The 22,570-nt window shown below is 65.3% G+C and carries 19 protein-coding genes; 6 read left to right on the forward strand and 13 right to left on the reverse strand.

The genetic code is table 11. The annotated features are described in order from the left end of the window. Nucleotides 1–106 precede the first annotated feature (106 nt). From ACODTA_RS24020 to ACODTA_RS24030, 3 genes are all read left to right on the forward strand, one after another. Nucleotides 107–727, forward strand: a complete 621-nt coding sequence (locus ACODTA_RS24020; protein WP_489069393.1) for a TetR/AcrR family transcriptional regulator — start codon at nucleotides 107–109, stop codon at nucleotides 725–727. 66 nt (nucleotides 728–793) lie between these two features. Then, nucleotides 794–2,296, forward strand: a complete 1,503-nt coding sequence (locus tag ACODTA_RS24025; RefSeq protein ID WP_489069395.1) for an MFS transporter — start codon at nucleotides 794–796, stop codon at nucleotides 2,294–2,296. Next, on the forward strand, nucleotides 2,293–3,027 hold the full coding sequence (locus tag ACODTA_RS24030) for an SDR family NAD(P)-dependent oxidoreductase (RefSeq protein ID WP_489069397.1): 735 nt from the start codon (nucleotides 2,293–2,295) through the stop codon (nucleotides 3,025–3,027). The genes ACODTA_RS24025 and ACODTA_RS24030 overlap by 4 nt, the downstream gene beginning before the upstream one ends. On the opposite strand, the gene ACODTA_RS24035 is transcribed toward ACODTA_RS24030, so the two are convergent. The 3 genes from ACODTA_RS24035 to ACODTA_RS24045 all read right to left on the reverse strand — a co-directional run bounded on the left by ACODTA_RS24035 (nucleotide 3,028) and on the right by ACODTA_RS24045 (nucleotide 8,178). Continuing rightward, nucleotides 3,028–4,284: a thiolase family protein gene (locus tag ACODTA_RS24035; RefSeq protein ID WP_489069399.1), complete on the reverse strand. Its 1,257-nt coding sequence runs from the start codon at nucleotides 4,282–4,284 to the stop codon at nucleotides 3,028–3,030. It lies immediately after the preceding gene. Then, nucleotides 4,274–5,869: an AMP-binding protein gene (locus ACODTA_RS24040; protein WP_489069401.1), complete on the reverse strand. Its 1,596-nt coding sequence runs from the start codon at nucleotides 5,867–5,869 to the stop codon at nucleotides 4,274–4,276. The genes ACODTA_RS24035 and ACODTA_RS24040 overlap by 11 nt, the downstream gene beginning before the upstream one ends. A 710-nt stretch (nucleotides 5,870–6,579) precedes the next feature. Further along, complete coding sequence (locus tag ACODTA_RS24045; RefSeq protein WP_489069403.1) at nucleotides 6,580–8,178, reverse strand: alpha-L-fucosidase; 1,599 nt, start codon at nucleotides 8,176–8,178, stop codon at nucleotides 6,580–6,582. A 229-nt stretch (nucleotides 8,179–8,407) separates the two neighbouring features. On the opposite strand from ACODTA_RS24045, the gene ACODTA_RS24050 reads away from it, so the two are divergent. After that, a complete protein-coding gene (locus ACODTA_RS24050) occupies nucleotides 8,408–9,523 on the forward strand; it encodes a mandelate racemase/muconate lactonizing enzyme family protein (RefSeq protein ID WP_489069405.1) in 1,116 nt (371 codons plus the stop codon). Nucleotides 9,524–9,603: 80 nt separating this feature from the next. On the opposite strand, the gene ACODTA_RS24055 is transcribed toward ACODTA_RS24050, so the two are convergent. Continuing rightward, nucleotides 9,604–10,386 (reverse strand): alpha/beta hydrolase, encoded by a 783-nt coding sequence (locus ACODTA_RS24055; RefSeq protein ID WP_489069407.1) that lies wholly within the window; start codon nucleotides 10,384–10,386, stop codon nucleotides 9,604–9,606. Between the two features lie 383 nt (nucleotides 10,387–10,769). Here ACODTA_RS24055 and dld point away from each other — a divergent pair, with 383 nt between their 5' ends. Together dld and ACODTA_RS24065 are read left to right on the forward strand one after the other, a co-directional pair. Beyond that, entirely contained in the window at nucleotides 10,770–12,464 is a 1,695-nt protein-coding gene (gene dld, locus ACODTA_RS24060) for a D-lactate dehydrogenase (RefSeq protein WP_489069409.1), read from the forward strand. 42 nt (nucleotides 12,465–12,506) lie between these two features. Beyond that, nucleotides 12,507–13,349: a fumarylacetoacetate hydrolase family protein gene (locus ACODTA_RS24065; protein WP_489069411.1), complete on the forward strand. Its 843-nt coding sequence runs from the start codon at nucleotides 12,507–12,509 to the stop codon at nucleotides 13,347–13,349. A gap of 117 nt (nucleotides 13,350–13,466) precedes the next feature. On the opposite strand, the gene ACODTA_RS24070 is transcribed toward ACODTA_RS24065, so the two are convergent. The 9 genes from ACODTA_RS24070 to ACODTA_RS24110 all read right to left on the reverse strand — a co-directional run bounded on the left by ACODTA_RS24070 (nucleotide 13,467) and on the right by ACODTA_RS24110 (nucleotide 22,556). After that, the gene (locus tag ACODTA_RS24070; RefSeq protein WP_489069413.1) at nucleotides 13,467–14,231 is read right to left on the reverse strand and encodes an IclR family transcriptional regulator; all 765 of its coding nucleotides are present in this window, start codon (nucleotides 14,229–14,231) and stop codon (nucleotides 13,467–13,469) included. Nucleotides 14,232–14,330: 99 nt separating this feature from the next. Next, a complete protein-coding gene (locus tag ACODTA_RS24075) occupies nucleotides 14,331–15,167 on the reverse strand; it encodes an amidohydrolase family protein (protein ID WP_489069415.1) in 837 nt (278 codons plus the stop codon). 12 nt (nucleotides 15,168–15,179) lie between these two features. Further along, nucleotides 15,180–16,430 carry a right-handed parallel beta-helix repeat-containing protein gene (locus ACODTA_RS24080; RefSeq protein WP_489069417.1) on the reverse strand — a complete coding sequence of 417 codons (1,251 nt, stop codon included), beginning with the start codon at nucleotides 16,428–16,430 and terminating at the stop codon, nucleotides 15,180–15,182. A gap of 30 nt (nucleotides 16,431–16,460) precedes the next feature. Next, entirely contained in the window at nucleotides 16,461–17,189 is a 729-nt protein-coding gene (locus tag ACODTA_RS24085; RefSeq protein ID WP_489069419.1) for an SDR family oxidoreductase, read from the reverse strand. Further along, complete coding sequence (locus ACODTA_RS24090) at nucleotides 17,186–18,388, reverse strand: UxaA family hydrolase (RefSeq protein WP_489069476.1); 1,203 nt, start codon at nucleotides 18,386–18,388, stop codon at nucleotides 17,186–17,188. The genes ACODTA_RS24085 and ACODTA_RS24090 overlap by 4 nt, the downstream gene beginning before the upstream one ends. 2 nt (nucleotides 18,389–18,390) lie before the next feature. Beyond that, a complete protein-coding gene (locus tag ACODTA_RS24095) occupies nucleotides 18,391–18,690 on the reverse strand; it encodes a UxaA family hydrolase (RefSeq protein WP_489069421.1) in 300 nt (99 codons plus the stop codon). Continuing rightward, nucleotides 18,690–20,282 (reverse strand): alpha-L-fucosidase, encoded by a 1,593-nt coding sequence (locus ACODTA_RS24100; protein WP_489069423.1) that lies wholly within the window; start codon nucleotides 20,280–20,282, stop codon nucleotides 18,690–18,692. Before ACODTA_RS24100 ends, ACODTA_RS24095 begins: the two co-directional genes overlap by 1 nt. Nucleotides 20,283–20,307: 25 nt before the next feature. Further along, complete coding sequence (locus ACODTA_RS24105; protein ID WP_489069478.1) at nucleotides 20,308–21,087, reverse strand: SDR family NAD(P)-dependent oxidoreductase; 780 nt, start codon at nucleotides 21,085–21,087, stop codon at nucleotides 20,308–20,310. Nucleotides 21,088–21,089: 2 nt separating this feature from the next. Beyond that, on the reverse strand, nucleotides 21,090–22,556 hold the full coding sequence (locus tag ACODTA_RS24110; RefSeq protein WP_489069425.1) for a sugar porter family MFS transporter: 1,467 nt from the start codon (nucleotides 22,554–22,556) through the stop codon (nucleotides 21,090–21,092). Nucleotides 22,557–22,570 lie beyond the last annotated feature (14 nt).

Below are 22,570 nucleotides of genomic sequence, written 5' to 3' on the forward strand. Positions count from 1 at the left end.
CACTGTCAAGCAGACACGCCGCTCCGATCGACACGAGCAGATGACAGCATGGGAAATTGCGGGTACCCGTTCACCCAATGGATAACCGGACGGGGCAGGGGACGCGATGGCGGTGACGAACGGCGCAACTTCGGATCGCAAGGCGTCGGCGGCTGAACGCCGGCTCGACAAGCTCGAGCAAGTGTTTCGACGCGAAGGATTTCGTCATCTCAATGTGTCGGACATGGCCGCCAAGCTGCAATGCTCCAAACGCTCGCTCTACGAACTCGCCGCGAGCAAGCAGGCACTGATCGAACTGGTACTCAAACGACGCTTCGCGAAAATCCGCCAGGCCGGCTGGGACGCGGCAGCGCTTCATTCGTCACCGATCGCGCGGACCTGGGCGTTCCTGGAAGTGGGCACCAACGCATTGGTCGAGATGGGCGACCGGCTGCTCATGGACATCGAAAAGGATCCCGCGGCCTCGCAGATCTTCAGCGAACATCAGCGGCGACGCGCCGACGGCATCCGCGCCATGATCGAGGAAGGCGTGCGCGAAGGCTATTTCACGGGCTATCACCCGCACCTGGTCGCCGAGGTGATCATGATCTCGTTTCGCCGGATGCGCGACCCGACATTCCTGCAGGAAGTCGGCATCTCGCTCGCCGACGCATGGGACGAACTCACGCGCCTCATCCAGAACGGCCTGTTCCCCCGGACGGAAGCGGACTTCGCCAGGCGCGATTGACTCCGGTACCATTTTATATGTTATAGTACCTTCAAGCGATGGCCGCGTCGCGCTTGAGGGGACGGGATGAGTACGGCTTCGGCGATCGCGCCGCTCATGATTGCGCGCTTCCGCCGATTATGGTCCGCGAACCTGCTCGCCAATATCGGCGCCATGGCGCAGGCGGTGACCGCCGCGTGGCTGATGACCGAGATGACGGCCGGCGACCCGACGCTGGTGGCCGCCGTCCAGACATGCGCATCGCTGCCGCTTGTCCTGCTCTCATTGCCCGGCGGTGCGCTGGCCGACCTGTTCACGCCCCGCCGCGTCATGCTGGCCGCACAGGCACTTGTACTGTGCGCGGGCGTCACGCTCCTCGCGCTGGCGGCCAGCGGGCGGATCGGCCCGGCGGCGCTGCTCGGCTGCGTCTTTGCCAGCGGCGCCGGTTTCGCGCTCGCCAATCCGGCATGGCATGCGTCGATCCGCGACCAGACGGGCGACGACCGCCTGCTCGAGCCCGCGGTGCTGCTCAATGCCGTCGGCTTCAATCTCGCGCGCAGCCTCGGGCCGGCGACGGGCGGCTGGCTCATCGCGCTGGCCGGGCCGCTGGTGGCGCTCGCGACGAGCGCCGCCGCCGTCGTTCCGCTGATCGCGGCGTTATGGGCATGGCGGCCGACCATCGCCACACCGATGCAACGCGAACCGCTGACCACCGCCATCCATGCCGGAATCCGCTATGTCCGCTGGCGCCCGAGCCTGACGGCATTGATCCTGCGGGCCTGTTTTTTCACCTTTTCAGGCGCCAGCATCTGGGCGCTCGCGCCACTGGTCGCGCATCAGCGGCTGAGCGGCGGCGCGGCGATGCTGGGCACGCTGGTCGCCATGTTCGGGCTCGGCGCCTTCGCCGGCGCGCTGGTGCGTGCGCGGTTCGTGCACTGGCGGCGCGCGACATTCCTGTCCGCCTGCACCTTGCTCTATGCGCTCGCCACGATCCTGCTCGGCCTGGCCCAATCCCCCGCCCCCGCGATGCTGGCGATGGCGCTCGCCGGCGGCGCCTGGGTGGCGGGCCTGAGCGGCCTCAACGTCGCGATCCAGGTCCATGCCGCGCGCTGGGTCGCCGCGCGCGCCATTGCCCTGCTCCAGGCCGCGCTGTTCCTTGGCCTCGCATCCGGCAGCCTGATCTGGGGCGTGCTCGCCGACCAGTTCGGGCTGGCCAGCGCCCTTGTCCTTTCGGGAACATCCATGCTCGCGACATTGGCGCTCGGCCGCTGGCTCCCGATCGTCTCGAACGATGCGGTCGACCTGTCCCCCGCCCCAGCGTCGAACGCCATGCTCGTGCAACGACACACCTACCGGCCGCACGCGGCGCGACAGGCCAAATTCCAGGAACGCATGCGGCAGCTCGAACGCGCCCGTCGCCGTGACGGCGCTTCGCTTTGGTCGCTCAAGCGGATGACGGACGGCGGCTGGGTCGAAGAGTTCACATTCAAGCACGCCGACGACGCGCGGCGTTATGCCGCGCGCCGGACGCGCGAGGACGAGCGGCTGGAACAGGACATCGCCGAATTGCTGGAAGGATATGACGAATGAACGAGATGAACAGCAAGGTCGCGGTGGTCACCGGCGCGGCGAGCGGCATCGGCGCCGCAACGGCGGCGCTGCTGGCGAACCATGGCGCCAGCGTCTGGCGACTGGACCGGGCGGCGGCATCGGACACGCGGAGCCTGACGGTGGACGTCACCGATCCCGCCGCCATTGCCGCGGCGCTCGTCATGATCACCAGGCACGACCGGCACATCGACGTGTTGGTCAACAGCGCGGGAGTTTACGGCCTGCAGGGCTGGGGCGAGATCGACGAGGCGGATTATCGCCGCATCTTCGACGTCAACGTGCTTGGCCTGACGCTGATGACGCAGGCAGTGCTTCCGCATCTGTCGCGCGGCGCGAGCATCGTCAACATCGCCTCGGTCGCCGGTCGCAAGGGCAATGTCAGTTCGGTCCTCTATGCGGCGAGCAAGGCGGCGGTGATCAGCCTCACCCAGTCGGCGGCGCTCGCATTCGCGGCATCGGGCATCCGCGCCAACGCGATCGCGCCCGGCCGCGTCGAAACCGCGATGTGGGACGACGTCATGCGCCGGCGCTCCGAGGCGACGGGCAAGCCTGTCGCGGAACTCAGCCGGACCATGGCCGACGGCATTCCGCTCGAACGCATGGCCACCGCCGACGACATCGCGCGCGCGGCGCTGTTCCTTGCCGGACCGGCCAGCGCCTATGTCACCGGCCAGACGCTCAACGTCGATGGCGGGCTCCAGCTCAATTGATCAGCGCTCGAGGATCGTGACCGCGCAGGCGCCCTCGTCGAAACCGACGACGCCGCCGCCGGTCTCGGCCAGGGCGATGCTGTGTCGCGGGGCCTGACGCGCGCCCGCTTCTCCGCGCAACTGGCGGACCAGTTCCTCGATCATCATCAGCCCCGTCGCGCCGACCGGATGCCCCTTGGATTCGAGGCCGCCGGACAGATTGATCGGCAGGCTGCCGCCCAGCGCGCTCGCGCCGCTTTGGGCCAGCGCCCCACCCTCGCCCGGCGCGCAGAAGCCGAGCATCTCGCTCTGGTAGATCTCGCTGAACGCCGTCGCGTCATGGACTTCGGCGAGGTCGATCCGGGCTGGCCCGATCCCCGCCATGGCATAGGCGCGCTGCGCGGCGACATGACTGAGGCTCGGCTCGTCGAGGCCGCGATATTTGCCGCTGGTGAGCGCGGTGCCGGCGATCCGCACCGCCCGCGCCTGCACAGCCGCCGGCGCCCGATCGAGCCAGGCCTGCGAGCACAGGATCGCGGCCGCCGCGCCGTCCCCCAATGGCGCGCACATCGCGCGGGTGAGCGGATAACTCACCGGGCGATCCGCGATCACCTGCTCCACCGTCATGGGAAAGCGGTATTGCGCCTTGGGATTATCGACCGCGATGCTGTGGTTCTTGGCGGCGACCGCCGCGATCTGCTCGATCGTCGTGCCATAGCGCGCCATATGGTGCGCCGCCTGCATCGCATAGGTGTCCATGAACACCGTGCGGTCCGCACCCGTTTCGAACCGCTTGCCCGCCACTTCGCCGGCACGCGCATAATAATCGTGCCATTCATGGGGATCGAACTGATCGATGCCGCCATTGAACAACGCCGCCGTGCGTTCGGGCGCGTCGGGATAGAAGGTGCGCTCGGCCGCGACCGCGAGCGCGAGTTCGACGTCGCCGGCGGCGATATCCTTGCGCGCGCCCTGCAGCGCCATCGCCGCGCTCGCACAGCCGCCCTCGATGTTGAAGACCGGCAGGCGTTCGGCGAGCAAGCCCTCTCGGATCAGCGGCGTCAGCATCACCTGGCCACGGATGCTGCCCTGCCCTTCGACCCACATGCCACAATTGGCGAACCACGCGCTTCCGATTTCGCGGCTCTGTTCCAGCCCGGCATCGGCGATCGCGCCCTCGACCGCTTCGCGCGTCAGCGACTTGAGGCTGCGATCGGCGAAGCGCCCCACCGCGGTCGCATGGACGCCGACGACATAGACGGCACGGCTAGCCGACATTGCGGCGCGCATCCTGCCAATATGGCGCGCGCAGCGCCTGCTTGTCCGGCTTGCCGAGCGCGGTCTGCGGCATCGCATCGAGGATATCGATCGATTTCGGCGTGCCGACCGCGCCCTTGCTCCGGCGCACGAAGGCGATGATCTCCGTGACATCGGGCGTGCGGCCCGGCCATGGCACGATCGCCGCCTTCACGGCCTCTCCCCATTTGGCGTCGGGAATGCCGAACACCGCCGCCTGCGCGACATCGGGATGGCTGGCGAGAACGTCCTCGACCTCCTTGGGATAGACGTTGAACCCGCCGGTGATGATCATGTCCTTCTTGCGATCGACGATATAGAGATAGCCGCGCTCGTCCTCGCGCGCGAGATCGCCCGTCCGCAGCCATCCGTCGCGAAGCGCGGCGGCGGTTTCCTGCGGCCGCCCCCAATAACCGTCCATCACCAGCGGCCCGCGCACGCAGATCTCGCCGATCTCGCCAAGCGGCACCGCCGCGCCGGCATCGTCGAGCAGCTTCACCTGCACGCCGACCATCGGAAAACCGCACGACAGCAATTGCCCCGGCCTGTCCGGATCGTGATCGGCGCGCGAAAGCGTCGTCACCGTCATCGGCGCTTCCGACTGCGCATAGAGCTGAAGGAAGATCGGCCCGAAAATCTCCATCGCTTCGGAAAGCAGCGAAGGGCTGATCGGCGCGGCCCCGTAAATGATCAGCTTGAGGCTCGACAGATCGGCATCGCGGATGCGCGGATGGGTGGTGAGCGCATAGACCATCGTCGGCACGAGAAAGGCGGTCGAGATTCGCTGGCGTTCGACCAGATCGATGAAGGCGCCGGCATCGAACCCGTCGGTCAGGAACACGCAGCCGCCCTTGACGAACACCGGCGTCGTGAGGAGGCCGGCCGCATGCGCCAGCGGTGTCGACAGCAGGATCCTGGGCGCGGGCGGCCAATCCCATTCGGCGAGGCACATCAGCACATTGGCGACGAGCGTCCGGTGCGTATGGATGATGCCCTTGGGCCGCCCGGTCGTGCCGCCGGTATAGGTGAGCCCGGCGATGCCCGCCGGATCTGCGCGACAGGCAAGCGCCTCGGCCGGATATGCGTCGGCCAGGTCGAGCAGATCCGCCATCTCATCGACGGGTCCGACCGACAGCGTGCAACTGACTCCGCCGGCCGCCACGATGCCGGCGGCTTCGCCGGCGAAACGATCCTCCACGATCAGAAAGGCCGCCTGTGAATCGCCGGTGATGAACTGATTGTCGGCGCTGCTTCCCAGCGGGTTGAGCGGGGTGAAGCGTGCGCCGAGCAATTGCACGGCAAGGCGCAGATAGATGGTTTCCGGGCGGTTCGACATGAGCACGCACACACCCATGTCCGGCCTGACGCCCCTGGCCGACAGGGCCTGGACGAATTGGCTGACCCGAACGCCCATATCGGCGTAGCTGATCACTTCATTCCGGTACCAGATCGCTGGACGTTGTGCATAGCGGCGGATGGCACGGACGGTCAGCTCGCCAAATGACGGCCCGTCATGCAATCGATCAAGTGCGCTCGCATCCGGTGACAATTGCGCAATACCCTTCACAACGAGCGCTCGACCTTTGCTCCGGACGCCACGCAATCCGAAGCCAACGCGGTCGCCTCTAACTCCGCCATCACACCCCCAAAGTGGTACCATATTTTTCTTTTGGTACCGTTACACTGCAAGGGGCGGCTGTCAATATGGATCAGCGCTCACGCGCGACGACCTGTGGGCACGGTGCTTCCGCCACTTCGCCGGCAAGGGACGATCGGGACACGCTTTCGCGATGGCGGGTTCGCTCGGATCAGGGCGTCGGATAGGCGCAGAATCCCGCGCCACACTGGTCATTTCAAACGCCTGGCCACATCAGATTGGGGAACGGCATCGTCAGATCGGCGTGGCACAGCGCACCTGCGGCTGCTCCGGCGGCCGGATGGCACGCAAATCCAACGCGAAGACGCCCAGTCCATTTCACGGTTTCAACTCTTCTCCCGAGGTGATCCGGCTGGCGGTGCTGATGTACGTCCGTTTCCCTTTGTCGTCGCGCAACGTCGAGGAGCTGCCGCTCGAGCGCGACATTGGAGACGGTGCGTTCTGGCAAGACAGATTCAGTCCAATATTCGCTGGCGACATCCGGCGTCACCGCGTGCAGGCGATGCGCGGTTGCGACGAATCAAATCACTCCCCAAATTTGCCTCGGTTCACGCTTTCTTGCGGGCGGCGCCACGATCTCCACGTGACCGAACCCATTGTCGCAAGCGCTGAAGGGAAGTTCAGAGAGCGCGCGCCTTCGTCGCCGGTCGGCCATGGTCGCGGACAAGACGTTTCACCTCCCGCAACACCGGCATCGCCTGCGGGCCGAGGCTGCCGTCCTGGAAGATGCCGACGCCCAGCGTCACCGGCACCTGCTCGGCCTGGCTGGCGATGATGAAGTCGGCGAGTTCCTTCGCCTTGAAGCGTGGTACCGGCATGGGCGTGTCCTGCTTGATGTGCAGCCAGTCCGCATCGAAGCGCAGCGCGACATGCCCCTGCAGCCCCTTGGCCACACCGCTCGCGATATAACGGCCGCCATATGATTTCACCGGCAGGTCGGTCAGTTCTCCCGCGAAATAGTCCTGCCACTCGGTCTCGTGCGGGAACACCCAGTTATTCCAGGCGACCAGACGATCGGGATAGCCGGTCTTGACCGCGTCATTGATCGCCTCGAACGGCAGGTTCGGAAAACATTCCGTCGCTTCGAAGGTGGAATCGAACCAATATCCCGCGACACGGCTGCCATATCGCGCGCCGAACTCACGGAAGACGTCGATCAGATGGTTTGCGTAATCCTCTTCATTATAGGCGGGGATTCCGTTCACTGTACCCGGATTGAGCGCCATCCCGCCCACGCCCGGCGGGTTCATGTAGAGCATCAGGCGAATGCCGCGCCTGCCCAGCGCATCGGCGAACTCACGGATGAGATCACGTTTTGTCGTCCAGCCGGGATGCAGGTTTTCCCAGGCCTTGATCGGCGCCGGGCAGGTCGGATTACCGTGGTTGACCGTCCAGATCATGTACCTGGCGCCGGTTTCGGCCACCATGCCGACCAGCTTTTCCACATCAAGCCGGTTGACGGCCTCCTCATAGGGAATGCGCGGTCCGCTGGGCGGCATGGTGAGATCGAGGAAGTGGAACCACACGCCATAACCCGCACGCGCGAACCAATCGGTATTCGCACGCCTGGATCGGGCGCGGCTCTTGTCCGCCTCGATCGCCGCGCGCGCGCCGACCGGCGTCACCTCAACCGAGCGCAGGCGGAGAACCTCCCGCCCCTTCCCGGCCTTCTCACCCATCACGCGCAGACGGACGACGTTCACGCCACGCACCAGATCAAATCCGGTCGGGACGGGCACCCGCGCGAAATTGTAGAATTCCTTCAGCCGGAAGAAACTCTCGCCGCTGGGATCGCCGGGGTCCTCGGCCGGCCCTTCGGGATGCGGATGGAAATAGCCCTCCGTCACCGGCACCGCGAAATCCACCTCGGTCCTGCCAGCCTTGATCTTCACCGGCAATCCTGCCCTGGTCGTGGAGCAGCACAAGGCGATGTCGTAGCGGCCGGCCTCGGGAACGGTCACGGTCCAGGTGATCTCCCCGGGCCCCAGAAAAGGCATCATCGTGCCGATCTCCGCCGTCGCGAAGCGAATTTCGCCGAGCCGGCCCAACGCCTTCACCGGATAAAGCCGGATGGTAGGATTGAACCCGGTTATCGAGACCGGACCTTGCGCGCCGGACACAGCCTCACTTGCGGCGGATACCGTTCGGGCGGAGACAGGCAGGCTTGCGGCGGAAATCGCGGACAGGCCGCCGCGCAGGAATTCCTTACGATTCATCATCGACCTTGCCCCTCTCCAAACATGCCGAACCGCCCCGCGCCTGGTCTCAAACGCCATCCCGCCGGCGCCGGATCGGTCGCCATCGAGCGCGCGCCGCGTCGGGTGGCCGGCCTTGCCGTGAAGTGTCACTGATGATACGATGTGTCAATAATGAAACACCGCGGGCCGCGCGCCAAGGGGTGTTGCCGCTCTCGCCACCAGATCCCGGCGGCGACCGGAAGGGGATGCCATGCGAATTCAGTCCGTTGAGCCGTTCATTCTCCACGCACCGATCGCGCGCGGCGCGATCTCGGATTCGACCAACAGCATTTCGCATTGGGGTATTGTGGGCGCACGTATCACCACCAGCGACGGGCTGACGGGATATGGTTTCACCGGCACGCATGCGCACCTGGCTTCGGACCGGCTGATCGCAGCCTGTATCCGCGACTGTTATGCGCCACTGCTCGAAGGCGAAGACGCGATCGATGGCGAGCGGCTCTGGCTGAAGCTCGCGCGCTATCCGCCGATCCAATGGGTCGGACGCGCGGGTATCGTTCATCTGGCGCTTGCGGCGCTCGATATCGCCCTGTGGGATCTCCGCGCGAAACGGGCCGGGATGCCGCTGTGGAAGATGCTGGGCGGTGCGACGAGCGAGCGGCTGGAGGCCTATAATACCGATGTCGGCTGGCTCTCTTTCGCCAGGGACAAACTCGTGAGCGGTTGCGCCCAGGCGGTGGAGGAAGGCGGCTTCAAGCATATCAAACTCAAAGTGGGGCACGCCGATCCGATGATCGACATCGGGCGCATCGAAGCGGTGCGCGCGCGGCTGGGCGACACCGTCGCCATCGCGGTCGATGCCAACGGCAAATGGGACCTGCCAACCAGCAAACGGTTTTGCGGGCGCGCCGACGGCCTCGACATAGTCTGGATCGAGGAACCGATGTGGTACGATGACGTACACGCGCACGCCGAACTCGCGGCATCCGCGTCGGTGCCGATCGCACTTGGCGAACAGCTTTATACGGCGGACGCTTTCCAGACATTTCTGGACATGGACGCGGTCCATTATGTTCAGCCGGATGTGACGCGCCTTGGCGGCATCACCGAATATATCCGCGTCGCGGATGCCGCGCATGGCCGTCGTCGGCCCGTGGTCGCGCATGTCGGCGACATGGGGCAGGTCCATGTCCATCTTTCGTTCTGGCACCCGGCCACGACGATGCTCGAATATATCCCCTGGATACGCGATTGCTTCGTCGAGCCCATTCTGGTCACGGGCGGCGCCTATGCGCTTCCGGAAACACCGGGGGCCGGATGCACGCCGACGGAACAGGCGCTGCGGGACTATGCGCAGCCGCTCTGAACGGGGGCGAGGGGCGAGGTGGACGGCCGGCTTTCAGGATCGCGGAGACCGTCGCCGGATGAGCGAACCGCAGACCCGCGTCACATCCGCTTCCCCAGCCTTCGGTCGAAAAAGCGCACGACGACCGAGTAGACCTCTTTGGACTCCGGAAGGTCCGGATCCATATGGAAGGCATGCGAAAGACCTTCCCATATGTGCAGCTCGGCCTCGACCTTCCGCGCGACAAGGCGGGAATGCGTGTAGACGGTCGAGCTCAGCGCGAAATCACGGGTACTCGATACCAGCAAGCTCGGAGGGAACCTGGCCAGCAATGCATCGGAGCGCGCAGGAAAGGCCATTGGATCGCTAGCGCTCGCCCCCTTGAAATAAGGGTTGGTCGCGATGGTGTGTTGCGAGGTGTCATGGACGAACCGCGAAGAGTCTCCCTCCGTCCAGTACACTCCACCCTCGCACAACATGCCGATCGCCGCCGGCAGCGGCAGCCGCTCCTCGATCAACCGCGCCACACTTTGCGCGGTCAGCAGCCCGCCAGCCGAACACCCATAGATTCCGATGTCGCCCGGCGAATATTCCTTGAGCAGTTCGCGGTAGACCGCGACGACGTCCATGCTGGCGGCGGGGAAGGTGAAATCCGGCCCCTGACGATAGTCGATGCTGATGACCTTGATCCGGCCCAACGCGGCGATCGGCATCGATTCGACCCTGCTCAGGGTCCGCGCTCCACCAAGGAAAGCGCCGCCGTGCAGATTGATCAGCACGCGCTTGCGGTTCTTCGTGGTGACGCCGTTGCCTGGCGTGAAAGTCTCGACCGGAACACCGCCGATCGACCGCTGGTCGATCACGACATCGTACAGCGCCTTCAATCGGGCATAGGCCGGCGATTCATAAAAGGCCTCCGCCTCGCAGGCGCGAATTTCGGGTATCCGGGCCGGCGGCGCACCGGCCATCGACGGGCAGGTGCGTGGTGCCCCGCCGGGCATGGACGCCGGCGGCGGATTGCGTTGGCGATCGAGCTGAGCCCGTGTCTCCGCGCTCAGCAGCGCCGATTCGGGAATCGAGATCGCGGGCACATGCACGGTACCGTCGGAGCCGACGGTCTGTGCTCCCGCCGCCGTCCCGAGCATCGCGCATATCACCAGCATCGCCCGCGCCGATCGAAGCTCCGCCATTATCCATCCCCCATCTTTTATATTCCATTAGTAGAATATCATTCTATATATGACACACAAGTGGAAGAGAGAGGATGATGGCGACCAGCAATGGACAGGCGAACGCCCTCGCCGACGCGCTGTCCGGCATCGTCGGGCGCGGGCATTTGCTGACCCGCGCCGCCGCGACCCGTTTCTATCGCACCGGATTTCGCGCCGGCGTCGGCGACGCGCTGGCGGTGGTCAGGCCAGGCTCGCTGGTCGAGCTGTGGCGCTGCCTTGAGCTGTGCGCCCGATCCGACGTCGCGATCATCATGCAGGCGGCGAATACCGGCCTCACCGGCGGCTCCACCCCGGCGCCCGGCGGTTATGACCGGCCCGCGGTCATCATCAGCACACGTCGCCTCAAGGGCATCGTTCCAATCGATGATGGGCGGCAAGTCGTGTGCCTGCCGGGCGCGACGCTGCACGAACTCGAGCGGGCGCTGCATCCGCTCGGACGGGAGCCGCACTCGACGATCGGATCGTCCTGTTTCGGCGCTTCGGTGGTCGGCGGCGTCTGCAACAATTCGGGCGGGTCGCTGGTGCGGCGCGGCACCGCCTTCACCGAATATGCGCTGTTCGCGCGCTCGACCGGGAATGGCGGGATCGAACTCGTCAACCACCTCGGCATCGATCTCGGAGACGATGCCGTGACGATGCTCGAACGGCTGGAGACAGGTGCGTTCGACCCGGCGACCGTTCGGGTGGACGGCCGATCCGCGAGCGACACGGGCTATGCGGCGCGTGTTCGCGACATCGAGGCCGCGACCCCGGCCCGGCACAATGCCGATCCGCGATGCCTGCACGAAGCCTCTGGATCGGCGGGCAAGCTCGCCATCTTCGCCGTGCGCCTCGACACATTCGAGGCCGAGACCGACACGCGCACCTTCTATATCGGCTGCAACGATCCAGCCGCGCTGTGCGAATTGCGCCGCCGCATCCTGAGCGATTGCACAATGCTGCCGATCGCAGCCGAGTATCTGCACCGCGAGGCGTTCGACCTCGCGGATATCTATGGCAAGGATCAGTTCCTGCTCATCGAACGGGTCGGCACCGATCGGCTGCCAGGGTTCTTCGCGATCAAGAACCGGATCGACGGGTGGCTACCCGCCAATCTGGCCGACCGCCTGCTGCATGCCGCCGGAACACTCATGCGGGATCACCTGCCCGCTCGGCTGCGCGCCTGGCGCGACCGCTTCGAGCATCACCTGCTGCTCAAAGTGTCGGCGGAGGCGGTACCGGAGATGCGCGCGCTGCTCGGCGACTGGGCCGCCACGGCCGATGGCGACAGTTTCGAATGCACGCCCGATGAAAGCGCGAAGGCGTTTCTGCACCGGTTCGTGATCGCCGGCGCCGCGATCCGCTATCAGGCGGTCAATGCAAAGCGGGTCGCGGGAGTCCTCTCGCTCGATATCGCGCTGCGGCGCAACGACGATCAATGGTTCGAGACATTGCCCCCCGATATCGAGCGCCAGATCGTGCATCGCATCTATTATGGCCACTTCCTGTGCCACGTCCTGCATCAGGACTATGTGCTGGCGAAGGGCGCGGATCCCGCCGCGATCAAGGCGGCGATGCTGGCGGGGCTCGATGCGCGCGGCGCGCGCTACCCGGCCGAGCACAATGTCGGCCATGCGTATGACGCCGCGCCCGAGCTCGCGCGCTTCTACCGCTCGCTCGACCCCGCGAACCTGTTCAACCCCGGCATCGGCCGCACATCGCGGTCGAAGAACCACGGCGAGCCCCGCTGATCGCACCAGCTTTCATCCACCAGCCTTGCAACGGAGAAACCCATGAAATTATGCCGCCATGGCGAAGCGGGAGCGGAGCGCCCCGGCATCGTCGACCCTGACGGAAACATCCGCGACCTTTTGTCGCACATCGCCGATTTCGGCCCCGACCAGCTCACGCCGGAAACGTTGCGCGCGATCGCCGCGATCGATGTGCACACGCTGCCCCTGGTGCCGGCAGGCGCACGGCTTGGCGTGCCCTTCGCCGGCACGCGGCAGTTCATCGCGGTGGGCCTCAATTATTCGGATCACGCCGCCGAATCCGGCATGCCGATCCCGTCCGAGCCCATCCTCTTCACCAAGGGCGTGAGCTGCATCCAGGGGCCAAACGACCCCGTCGTCATTCCGCGCGGATCGACCAAGACCGACTGGGAGGTCGAGCTGGGCGTCGTGATCGGCACCACGGCCTCCTATGTCAGCGAGGCGGACGCGCTCGACCACATCGCCGGCTATTGCGTCGTCAACGACCTGTCCGAACGCGAATATCAGCTGGAGCGCGGCGGCACCTGGGACAAGGGCAAGGGCTGCCCGACCTTCGGTCCGGTCGGCCCGTGGCTGGTGACGACGGACGAAGCGGGAGACCCCCAGGCGCTGTCGATGTGGCTCGATATCAACGGCAAGCGGGTGCAGACGGGCAACACCGCGACGATGATCTTCGGCGTCGCCAACCTGGTGTCCTACATCTCGCAGTTCATGACGCTGCTGCCCGGCGACATCATTACCACCGGAACGCCCCCCGGCGTCGGCCTGGGGCAAAAGCCTGAGTCCTGGTATCTGCGCCCGGGCGACGTCATCGAGCTGGGCATCGACCGGCTCGGCAGCCAGCGACAGGACGTGCGCGGCTAGAACATTTTCGAGTTGACCGTTTACGGTCAACGGCTCAGAAAATGCGACCGCAAAAGACCAGGGTGTTTCCGCTCATCGTGGAAACGCTCCAGCTATCCCGCAGCACGACGGATGCGATCACAGCCGGCTCGAGATCGCATCCGCCGTGCTGCGGATCATTTTCGCCGCTTCCGCCTGCGAGACAGGAACGCCAGCACGCTTCATATAGGGAATGGTCAGCGCCGCCACCGCGACGCCGTTCTGCATGACGGGCGCCGACACGTCGGTGATGCCCGGCACGACCGAGCTGTCGATCGCCGCGAAGCCGGCCGACCTGATCCCCTCCAGCTTGACTTCGAGATCCCGGAGCGCCTTGGCGGACATGTCGGCGCCATAGTCTTCGAACCAGCGCGCCTGCACCACCGGCAGCTGGAACGCGGTCAGCACAAGGCCCGAGGTGGCGGCGAGAATTGGACGACGGTGCCCGATACGAACGACAAGCCCGAGATCCGCGGGCGGATCGATGCGGGCGATGACCACCATCGAATCTTCGGACGGCACGACCAGATGGCAGGATTGCTGCGTCGAATCCGCCAGTTCGTGCATCATCGGCATCGCGATTTCGAGCAGCCCCTTGAGCGGCGGCCGCTCCATTCCGAGCAGGAACAGGTGGTTGGTCAGCAGATAATGATCGGTGCCGGGCGCCCGCTCCAGATAGCGTCGCCGTTCGAGAACATGCAGCATGCGAAAGATCTCGCTCTTCGAACGTCCGACCGCTTGCGAAATCTCCGACAAACCCATCGGGCGCGGCGCGCTCGACAGCAGTTCCAGAATATCGAGGCCCTTTTCCAGCGCGGGCGCGTGATACGCGGTCCCCTTCTCCTTCGTCTTACCGTTGGGCATTCTCTGCTTCTCTCTCTCGCGGCACCGGATATTCAAATCTGACGCCGGACGACTTAGGCATCATGCGAGCGAAAGGGCAATGGTTGATGCGATTGCGTCTCAAAGCCGGTAGACGCGCTCGGCGTTGCGGCGAAAGAATTTGTCCCTGTCCTCGGCGCTCCAGTTGGCAGCGAGCGCATCGGCGAGCCTGAACCATGCCATATAGCCCCCCGCCACTTCGCTGACGGGCCAATCGCTGCCGAACATGATCCGATCATGCCCGAACGCCTCGGCGGCGGTGCGGGCGTACCACAGGATCTCGTCGGGCACCCAGCCCGCCCAGTCAGCTTCCGTGATCAGGCCCGAGATCTTGCAAGCCACATTGGGCAACGCGGCCATGTCGCGCATCCGCGTGGCCCAGGGCTCGCGCATGGCGGCGGCGATGCCCGGCTTGGCGCAATGATCGAGGACGAACGCACCATCCGGGCACCGCCGGACCAGTTCGATCGTCTCGTCGAACTGGGCATGCTTGAGGCACAGCTCGAAATGCAGGCCATGTCGGTGAACCTCCCGCACGCCGGCGACGAAGCGGTCCCTCAGCGCGAAGCCGGGCGGGTTGTTCTGGATATTGTCCCGGACGCCGCGCACCAGCGGCATCGCGACGAGTGCGTCGAGCGTCTCGCCGGCGGCATCGTCGAGCAGCGAGCAGCGCGCGACGATGCCCTGGATGCGCGGATCGGTCTCCGCAAGGCCCGCCACCCATCGCGCTTCGTCCATGGAATATCGGGCATGCGCGTCGCATTCGACGAAGACCATCCGCTCGACCGGAACCCCGGCTGAGGCCCGCTGATAGTCCGCCAGATGGAAGCTCCGGTCGAACGGCGATCCAGGCTCGATCCACGGATAATGCAGCCGATCGACATCCCAGAAATGCGCATGGGTATCGACGACGTGCATGCCCGGTTTCCCTCAGAGGTTGTTCGCGACGACCTTGTTGACGCCGGTCGCGCCATTCTCAAGTCCGCCGGCCAGATTGCGGCGCATCTCGTTGCCGACGATCATGTAATTGTCGGTCGCGCCCGGCGCGATATAGATGCCATAGGCCTGATGGTTGCCGAAGCCGTCCGCCTGCCCGATCATGTTGCCCATGATCTGGAAATCGCTGACGCCCGCCGCGACGTTGACGCCATAATAGCGCCTTGGCGCGCCGCGTGAATTGCCGGTGATCGTCGAATCCTTGATCGTCAGGTTCTTCGCACCCTTCTCGACCAGAATTCCGTCCGCGCCATTGTTGTAGATGCGCGAATCCGTGATGCTGAGGCCATCGGCATCCTTCACCTGAATACCGTATACGGCGGCGGTCGCCGACCAGCTGTTGGTCAGCCGCATGGACTGGGCGGACTGGAAGTTCCAGCCGACCCCGTTCAACGTGTCGGCCAGGCAGTTGGTGAAGAATCCGAAATTCGGCGGCACCTTCTTCTGCGTGTTCTGGAACAGGAAGCCGGTGTGCCCGCCGGTGACGTTCACGTTGATCGCGTAGATGCCGCCCACCCCGGTATCGAAGACGGCGCCCGCCGAGCTGGTGCTGTCATCATACTGGTTGATCTCGACGTCTGACAGGAACACATCTCCGACCTCGGTGAAGTAGAGGCTCTGCTTGCTGGCATAGGTGATCACGCTGTCCTGCACGAACACCTGATTGCCGTCATTCACCCAGATGCCGGTGCTCATGAACGCGTCGGTGGCGGCGCGGCCGATGTTGAGCTGCTGGAAATAGGTTCGCCAGCAATTGTTGCACAGAATGCCAAACCCGGTGGGATTGGGCGTCGAATAGATCATCTCCATGTCGCGGATCTGGATCTTGTCGATCGGATTGCCGTCATTCGAGATATGGAGAATGTGCGCGCTGCCGTTGGTCTGGACGATCGTGGTGGTGGCGCTGCTGGTGCCGTAAAGGGTGGTGTTGTTGTTGGCGATCCGCAGCTGGCCGGTGATCCGGTAGGCGCCGGTGGGCAGATACACCGCCTGGCCGCTTCCCGCCGCGCGATTGATGCAGGCCTGGATCTTGTCGGTATCGTCCGCGGCGCCGTCACCCTTCGCGCCGCAATCGACCTTTACATTAAGGTCGCGCGTCTGTGCCTGCGCCATTGCGGGCATCATGCCCACGACCAGCAACGCCCCCAGAAGCGAGCCGAGGCCGGCTTGAACTATTTTCGTCATCGTCAGGTCCCCTCTCTTCTCGTGATTGGATCAGATCGACCAGCCGCCATCGACCAGGATGCTCTGGCCGGTCATGAACGCGGATTCGTCCGAAGCGAGATAAAGCGCGAGCGCGGCGATCTCCCCCGCCTGCCCCAGCCGCCCCATTGGCTGGCGTGCCTTGAACGCGGCCAGCGCGGCATCGAAATCGCCGGTCTCGCGCAGCCTGTCGTGCAGCGAGGGCGTCTCGATCGTGCCGGGGCAGATCGCGTTGCACCGGATTCCGCGCGTCACATAATCGGCCGCGACCGACTTGGTCAGCCCGACCACCGCCGCCTTGGACATGCCATAGGCGCAGCGATTAGGCGCGCCCTTGGGCGCGCCGACGACCGAGGCCATGTTGATGATCGAGCCGCCGCCGCGCTCCAGCATCGCAGGCAGGAAGGCGCGGATCAGGCGGAACATCGCGGTCACATTGACGTCGAGCGAAAGCGACCAATCCCGATCGGAGCAATCAAGCACCGTCCCGCCGACGACGACACCGGCGCAGTTGAACAGGATATCGACCCCGTCAATGCGATCCCGCAGCGCGTCGATCGCTGCGGCGTCGGTCACGTCGAGGACCACGGGCAGGCAGCCGTCCAGTCCGCCCAGCGCGTCCGCATTGCGGTCGCTGGCGAACACCGTCGCGCCCTCGCTCGCGAAAAGCTGCGCCGCATGGCGGCCGATACCCTGTCCCGCGCCGGTGACAAACGCGGTCTTGCCCGCTAGCCGGGTCATCGATTTCCCCTTGGATGACAGGCCGGGCCGACCGCTTCGATCGACTTGTAGCCCAGGATGAATTCTCGGTGGCCCAACGCCTCCGACTTGGTTTGCCCGCCACGCGCGACCGCAAGCACCAGATCGAACAATTCGGTGCCGAGTTCGTCGAGGGACGCTTCGCCCAGCATGATGCGTCCGGCATCGACGTCCATGTCGTCCCGCATTTTCGCGTAGGTCTCGGGATTGCCGGTGATCTTGATCACCGGGGCGATCGCCGATCCGACCACCGAGCCGCGCCCGGTGGTGAACAGCGTCAGATGCGCCCCGCACGACATCAGCTCGACGATCTCGGCATTGTCCGAAATATTCGGAAAGCCGAAGCGCGGCGGTTCAGCCGGCACGACATCGAGCAGATAGAGGCCGGGCGCATCGGGCTGCTGGGTCGGACGGATCACGCCGTCGATCGGCCGGCTGCCCGACTTCACATAGGCCCCCGCCGACTTCTCCTCCAGGGTCGAGAGCCCGCCTTCGGCATTACCGGGCGAGAAACTGCCATAGCCCATAGCGCGATAGTAATTCTCGGCATTCTCGATCGAGATCCGGATCGCCTCGGCAACCTGCGCATTGGCGGCGCGAATGCCCATCGCCCCCTCGCACCCGATCATTTCCCCCGTCTCCTCGAAGATGCAGGTTGCGCCCGCATCGATCAGCCGATCGAAGGCGCGGCCCACCGCCGGATTGGCAGCGATCCCGCTTGTCCCGTCCGATCCGCCGCAGATCGTGCCGATCGACAGTTCCGACATGCGCATCGGCACGCGCATCTCGAGCGCCCGCATCACAGCCTGCACGCGCCGCACCGCCTGCAGAGCGGCGTCGATTCCCGAGCGGGTGCCGCCCGCCTCCTGGATCACCACCGTCTCGACCGGGCGCCCGCTGGCGGCGATGATGGCGGACAGGCCCTCGCGATCGAATCCCTCGCAACCCAGGGAAACCAGCACCGCGCCGCCCACATTTGGATGCGTCGCCAGCGCCTTCATCATGCGCAGCGCATAATCATTGGGATAACAGCCCGGAAAACCGAGCAGGTGCACATCCGGATCATCCGCTCGATCCACGACGCGACGTGCGACATGATGCGCGCATTCGACGAGATACACGACCGCGACGACGTTACGGATGCCCTTGCGGCCGTCGGCTCTAAGATAGCCGTCGCCGATGATCATGAACGTGCCCTCGCGTTCCGAGTATGAGTGGAAATGTAGTTGCTCTTCAGATTGTGGAGGTGGACCCACTCGCCAGGCTGGACGTCCGCCGTCGCGGACCCGATCGCCATGCCGTACTTCACCACCTCGGCGCCCGACGGGATGAAACGGCGCGCGATCTTGTGCCCCAGCGGCACGTCCGAACACGCGACGACCTCGTCGCCTTCCATCGTCAGCACCTCCCCGACGCGGACATTGCGACGGGTGACCGCCACATTATCCAGCGGGGAAAGCACGATCGCCGCGGGCTCTTGCATCAGGTGCGCTTCCCGCCCTTGCGGATCAGCCCGCGCAGTTCCTTGAGCACCGCATAGGATTTCGGGCCGATCGTGCCGTCCTGATAAATGCCGACACCCAGCGTCACCGGCGCGCGGTCGCGCTGGCAGAGCCGGATATACTCGGCCAGTTGCGGCGCCGAGTAGAGCGGCGGCTCCATCTCCATATTCTCGGTGACATGGAACCAGGGCGCGTCGAGCTTGATCGCCGAATGCGCCTGCAGCCCGGCGGCGGGGCCATCCTTCAGGTACCGCGCGCCGAACGGCTTGGCGGGCAGATCGGTGATCTCTCCACACCAATAGTCCTGGCACTCGACCTCGTTCGGAAAGGCCCAGCCGTTGAACGAGGACATGCAGTCCCTGTTGCCGCTCTTGATGGCGCGATCGATCGCCTCATTGGGCAGATTGGGATAGCTTTCCATGGTCTGGAACCAGGAATCGAGCCACCAGCCCTTCACCTTGGTGCCATAGCGCGCGCCGAACTCGTTGAAGACCTCGATCAACTGCGCGGCATATTCCGCTTCGCTGAAGGTCGGCGTGTCGATCGCGCGCTGGTGCTGCTGGATCAGCCGGCCCGTACCGGGGCAGTTCTGATACAGCATCAGCTCGATCCTGTACTTCGCCAGTTCGTCGGCCAGTTCCATGATCAGATCGCGCTTGGTGGTCATACCGGGGTGCAGCCGCTCCCACGACTTGATCGGCGCGGGACAGGTCGGGTTGCCGTGGTTGACGGTCCAGATCAGGTAGCGCGCGCCGCAATCATCGACCATCTTCGCGATCTTCTTCACGTCGAGCGCGTTGACGGCCGCCTCATAGGGCTTGCGCGGACCGCTGCGCGGCGTGGTGAGATCGAGGAAGTGGAACCACATGCCGTAGCCGGCATCGGCGAACCAGTCGGTGTTGGCGCGATTGGCGCGCTGGCGCCGCGTGGCGGCCTCGATCTCGGCGAGCTTCGCCACCGGGGTCAGCTCGACCGAACGCAGGCGAAGGGCCTCCTTGCCCTTGGGCGCGATCACCTGGAGCTTCAAGACATTGACGCCGCGCACCAGATCGACTTCGCCTTCCACCGGCTTGCGCTCGAACAGATAATATTCGCGCATCCGCCAGAAGCCGTCGGTATCGGGATCGCCCGGATCCTCGACCGGTCCTTCGGGGTGCGGGATGAAATAGCCCTTGGTGACCGGGGCCGCGAACCGCAGATCCTGGCGGCCGTTCACCGTGATGGTCACAGGCTGGCCCGCGTTCACCGTCGAATAGCACAGGCCGACGCGATAGCGGCCCGGCTCGGACACGTTGAAGTTCCAGACGATCTCGCCCGTACCTAGGAACGGCAGCATCATCTCCAGTTCACCGACGCCGAACCGGATATCGCCGCCGCGAAACACCGATTTTTCAGGATAGAGACGGATGATCGGATTGAGCGTGTCGATGCCCGTCAGCGGCGATGGCGTCGCGGGTCCACCCACGGGTGCAGCGGAAGCCGATTCGCGCGTGCCCGCCGCCAGCACCGGCAGGCTGGAGGCAGCCGCGACCGCGACACCGCCGCGCAGAAAATCCTTCCGTGTCAGTTTCATGCCCAGTCCCTCCTGAAAATCTGTGTCACTGCGCCCAGCCGCCCTGGGCCATGATCCCGCCATCGACGGTCACGCATTCGCCAGTCATGAAGGACGCGCCGTCGCTGGCGAGGAAGGCGACGACACGCGCCAGTTCCTCGGGCCGGCCGAAGCGCTTCATCGGATAGGCGTCGCGCAGCCGGGGGATGTACGTCTTGTCCGCAATCCCTTCCTCGACCTGACGCATCAGCGGCGTATCGAAGGTGCCGGGCGCGATCGACAGGACGCGGATATTGCGCTCGGCATATTCCAGCGCGAGCTGCCGGGTCAGCGAGAGCACGGCCCCCTTCGACGCGGCATAGGCGGCAGCGCCCTTTTGCGACTGGATGCCCTGCACGCTGCCGGTATTGAGGATGACGCCGCCGCCCTTGGCCAGCATCTGGGGAGCGCAGCGCTTGGTCATCCAGAAGAACGACTTGACGTTGACGGTCAGGATCGCATCCCAGATCGTATCGTCGAGTTCATGCGCGGGGACGTAGCTCGACGCCGGCTGGATGCCGACATTGTTGCAAAGCACATCGACGCCACCCAGTTCCGCCGCCCTGGCGGCGAGCCGGTCGCATGTCTCGGCCTCTCCCATGCTGCCGGGCACGAAATGGATCGCACCGTCGAGGCCCGCCGCTTCCGCGATCAGCGCCTGCCCCGCATCGGGATCGAGATCATTGACCACGACCTGCGCGCCCAGCCGCGCGAATTCGAGCGAGAAGGCCTTGCCGAGCCCCCCGGCGCCGCCAGTGACGATGACGGTCTTTCCGGTGAAATCCATGCTCACGCTTCGCTCCTTCCGGCCTTGCCGCCGTTCCACAGGGTCAGAATATCCTCGAGCGGCAGGCCGCGGGTTTCGGGCAGCTTCGCGAGCACCACGACGAACTGGATCGCGAGGAACACTGCGCAGCCGAGGAACATCGCCGAGACGCCGAAGCTGTCGCGCACCACCGGGAAGGCCTGGTTGATCGCGATATCGGTGATCCACACCGCCACAGTCGCGACACCCATCGCCCGCGCGCGGATGCTGGTCGGGAAGATCTCCGAAATGACGATCCACTTGATCGGCCCGAGCGAGAAGGCGAAGAAGGCGACGAAGGCGCAGAGCAAGGCGATGATGATCGCCCCGTCGTTCACACCCATGGAAAAGCAGATGCCGGTCGCCGCGAGCGCCAGTCCGGCCCCGGCACAGCCGACGAGCAACACCGGCCGCCGTCCGAAACGGTCGACAACGAACAGCGAGAGCACCGTGAAGCACGCCAGGACGACACCGATGACCGCATGGCCGCCGAGCGAAGAACCAGCCGAGATGCCCGCGCGCTCGAGGATCGTCGGCCCGTAGTACATCACCACGGTGATGCCGCTCAGTTCCGAGAAAACCGCCAGGAACACGCCCAGGAGCAGCGGCCGGCGCAGCACGCCGCGCCACCATTGACCCGCCCCCACCTGTTCGGCGCGCATCGCCTGGTCGATCTGCGCCGCCTCGGCCTCCGCCGCCGCCTCGCTGCCGCGCAGCCGGGCCAGCACCGTCCGCGCACGGACGGACTTTCCGGTGAGTGCAAGCCAGCGCGGGCTTTCCGGTACCAGCAGGGCGAGACCGAAGAACAGCATCGACGGCACAAGCTGCGTCAGGAACATCCCGCGCCACGCCTCGACGACGAGCAGCCAATGCCAGAACCCGATGCCTGCAGCAGCATCGCTCGCGAGCGCGAAGTCGAGCAAGACCGCGTTCGTCACCATCGCGGTGACGATGCCGATGCAGATGGTGAGCTGGAACAACGACACCAATCGTCCGCGCATCGCGGGCGGCGCGACCTCCGAGATATAGAGCGGGGAGACGATCGAGGCGACGCCGACGCCGAGGCCGCCGATGATCCGGCCGACGATCACCCAGTCCGCGCTGCCCGCCAGCGCGCAGACCACCGCGCACAGGCCGAGCAGCAGGCCCGAAATCAGCATCACCGGCTTGCGCCCCAGGATATCGCACAATCGCCCCGCGATCAGCACGCCTGCGGCGCAACCGAACAGGCCGGACGTGACGAACCATCCCTCCATCACCGCGCCGAAGGCGAATTGCGCCTTCACCAGCCCCAGCGCACCGGCGATGACGACGGTTTCATAGCCGAACAGGAATCCGCCCATCGCCGACACCAGGCTCACCAGCGTCACGTAAAGCAGATTGCCATTGCCGAAAGCCGTTGCCAGATCATCCGGCGCTGGTGCGTCTATCACGGGTTGGATGGCCGCCACGATCTTCTCCTCTC

This window comes from Sphingomonas sp. FG14 (genome assembly GCF_057809675.1).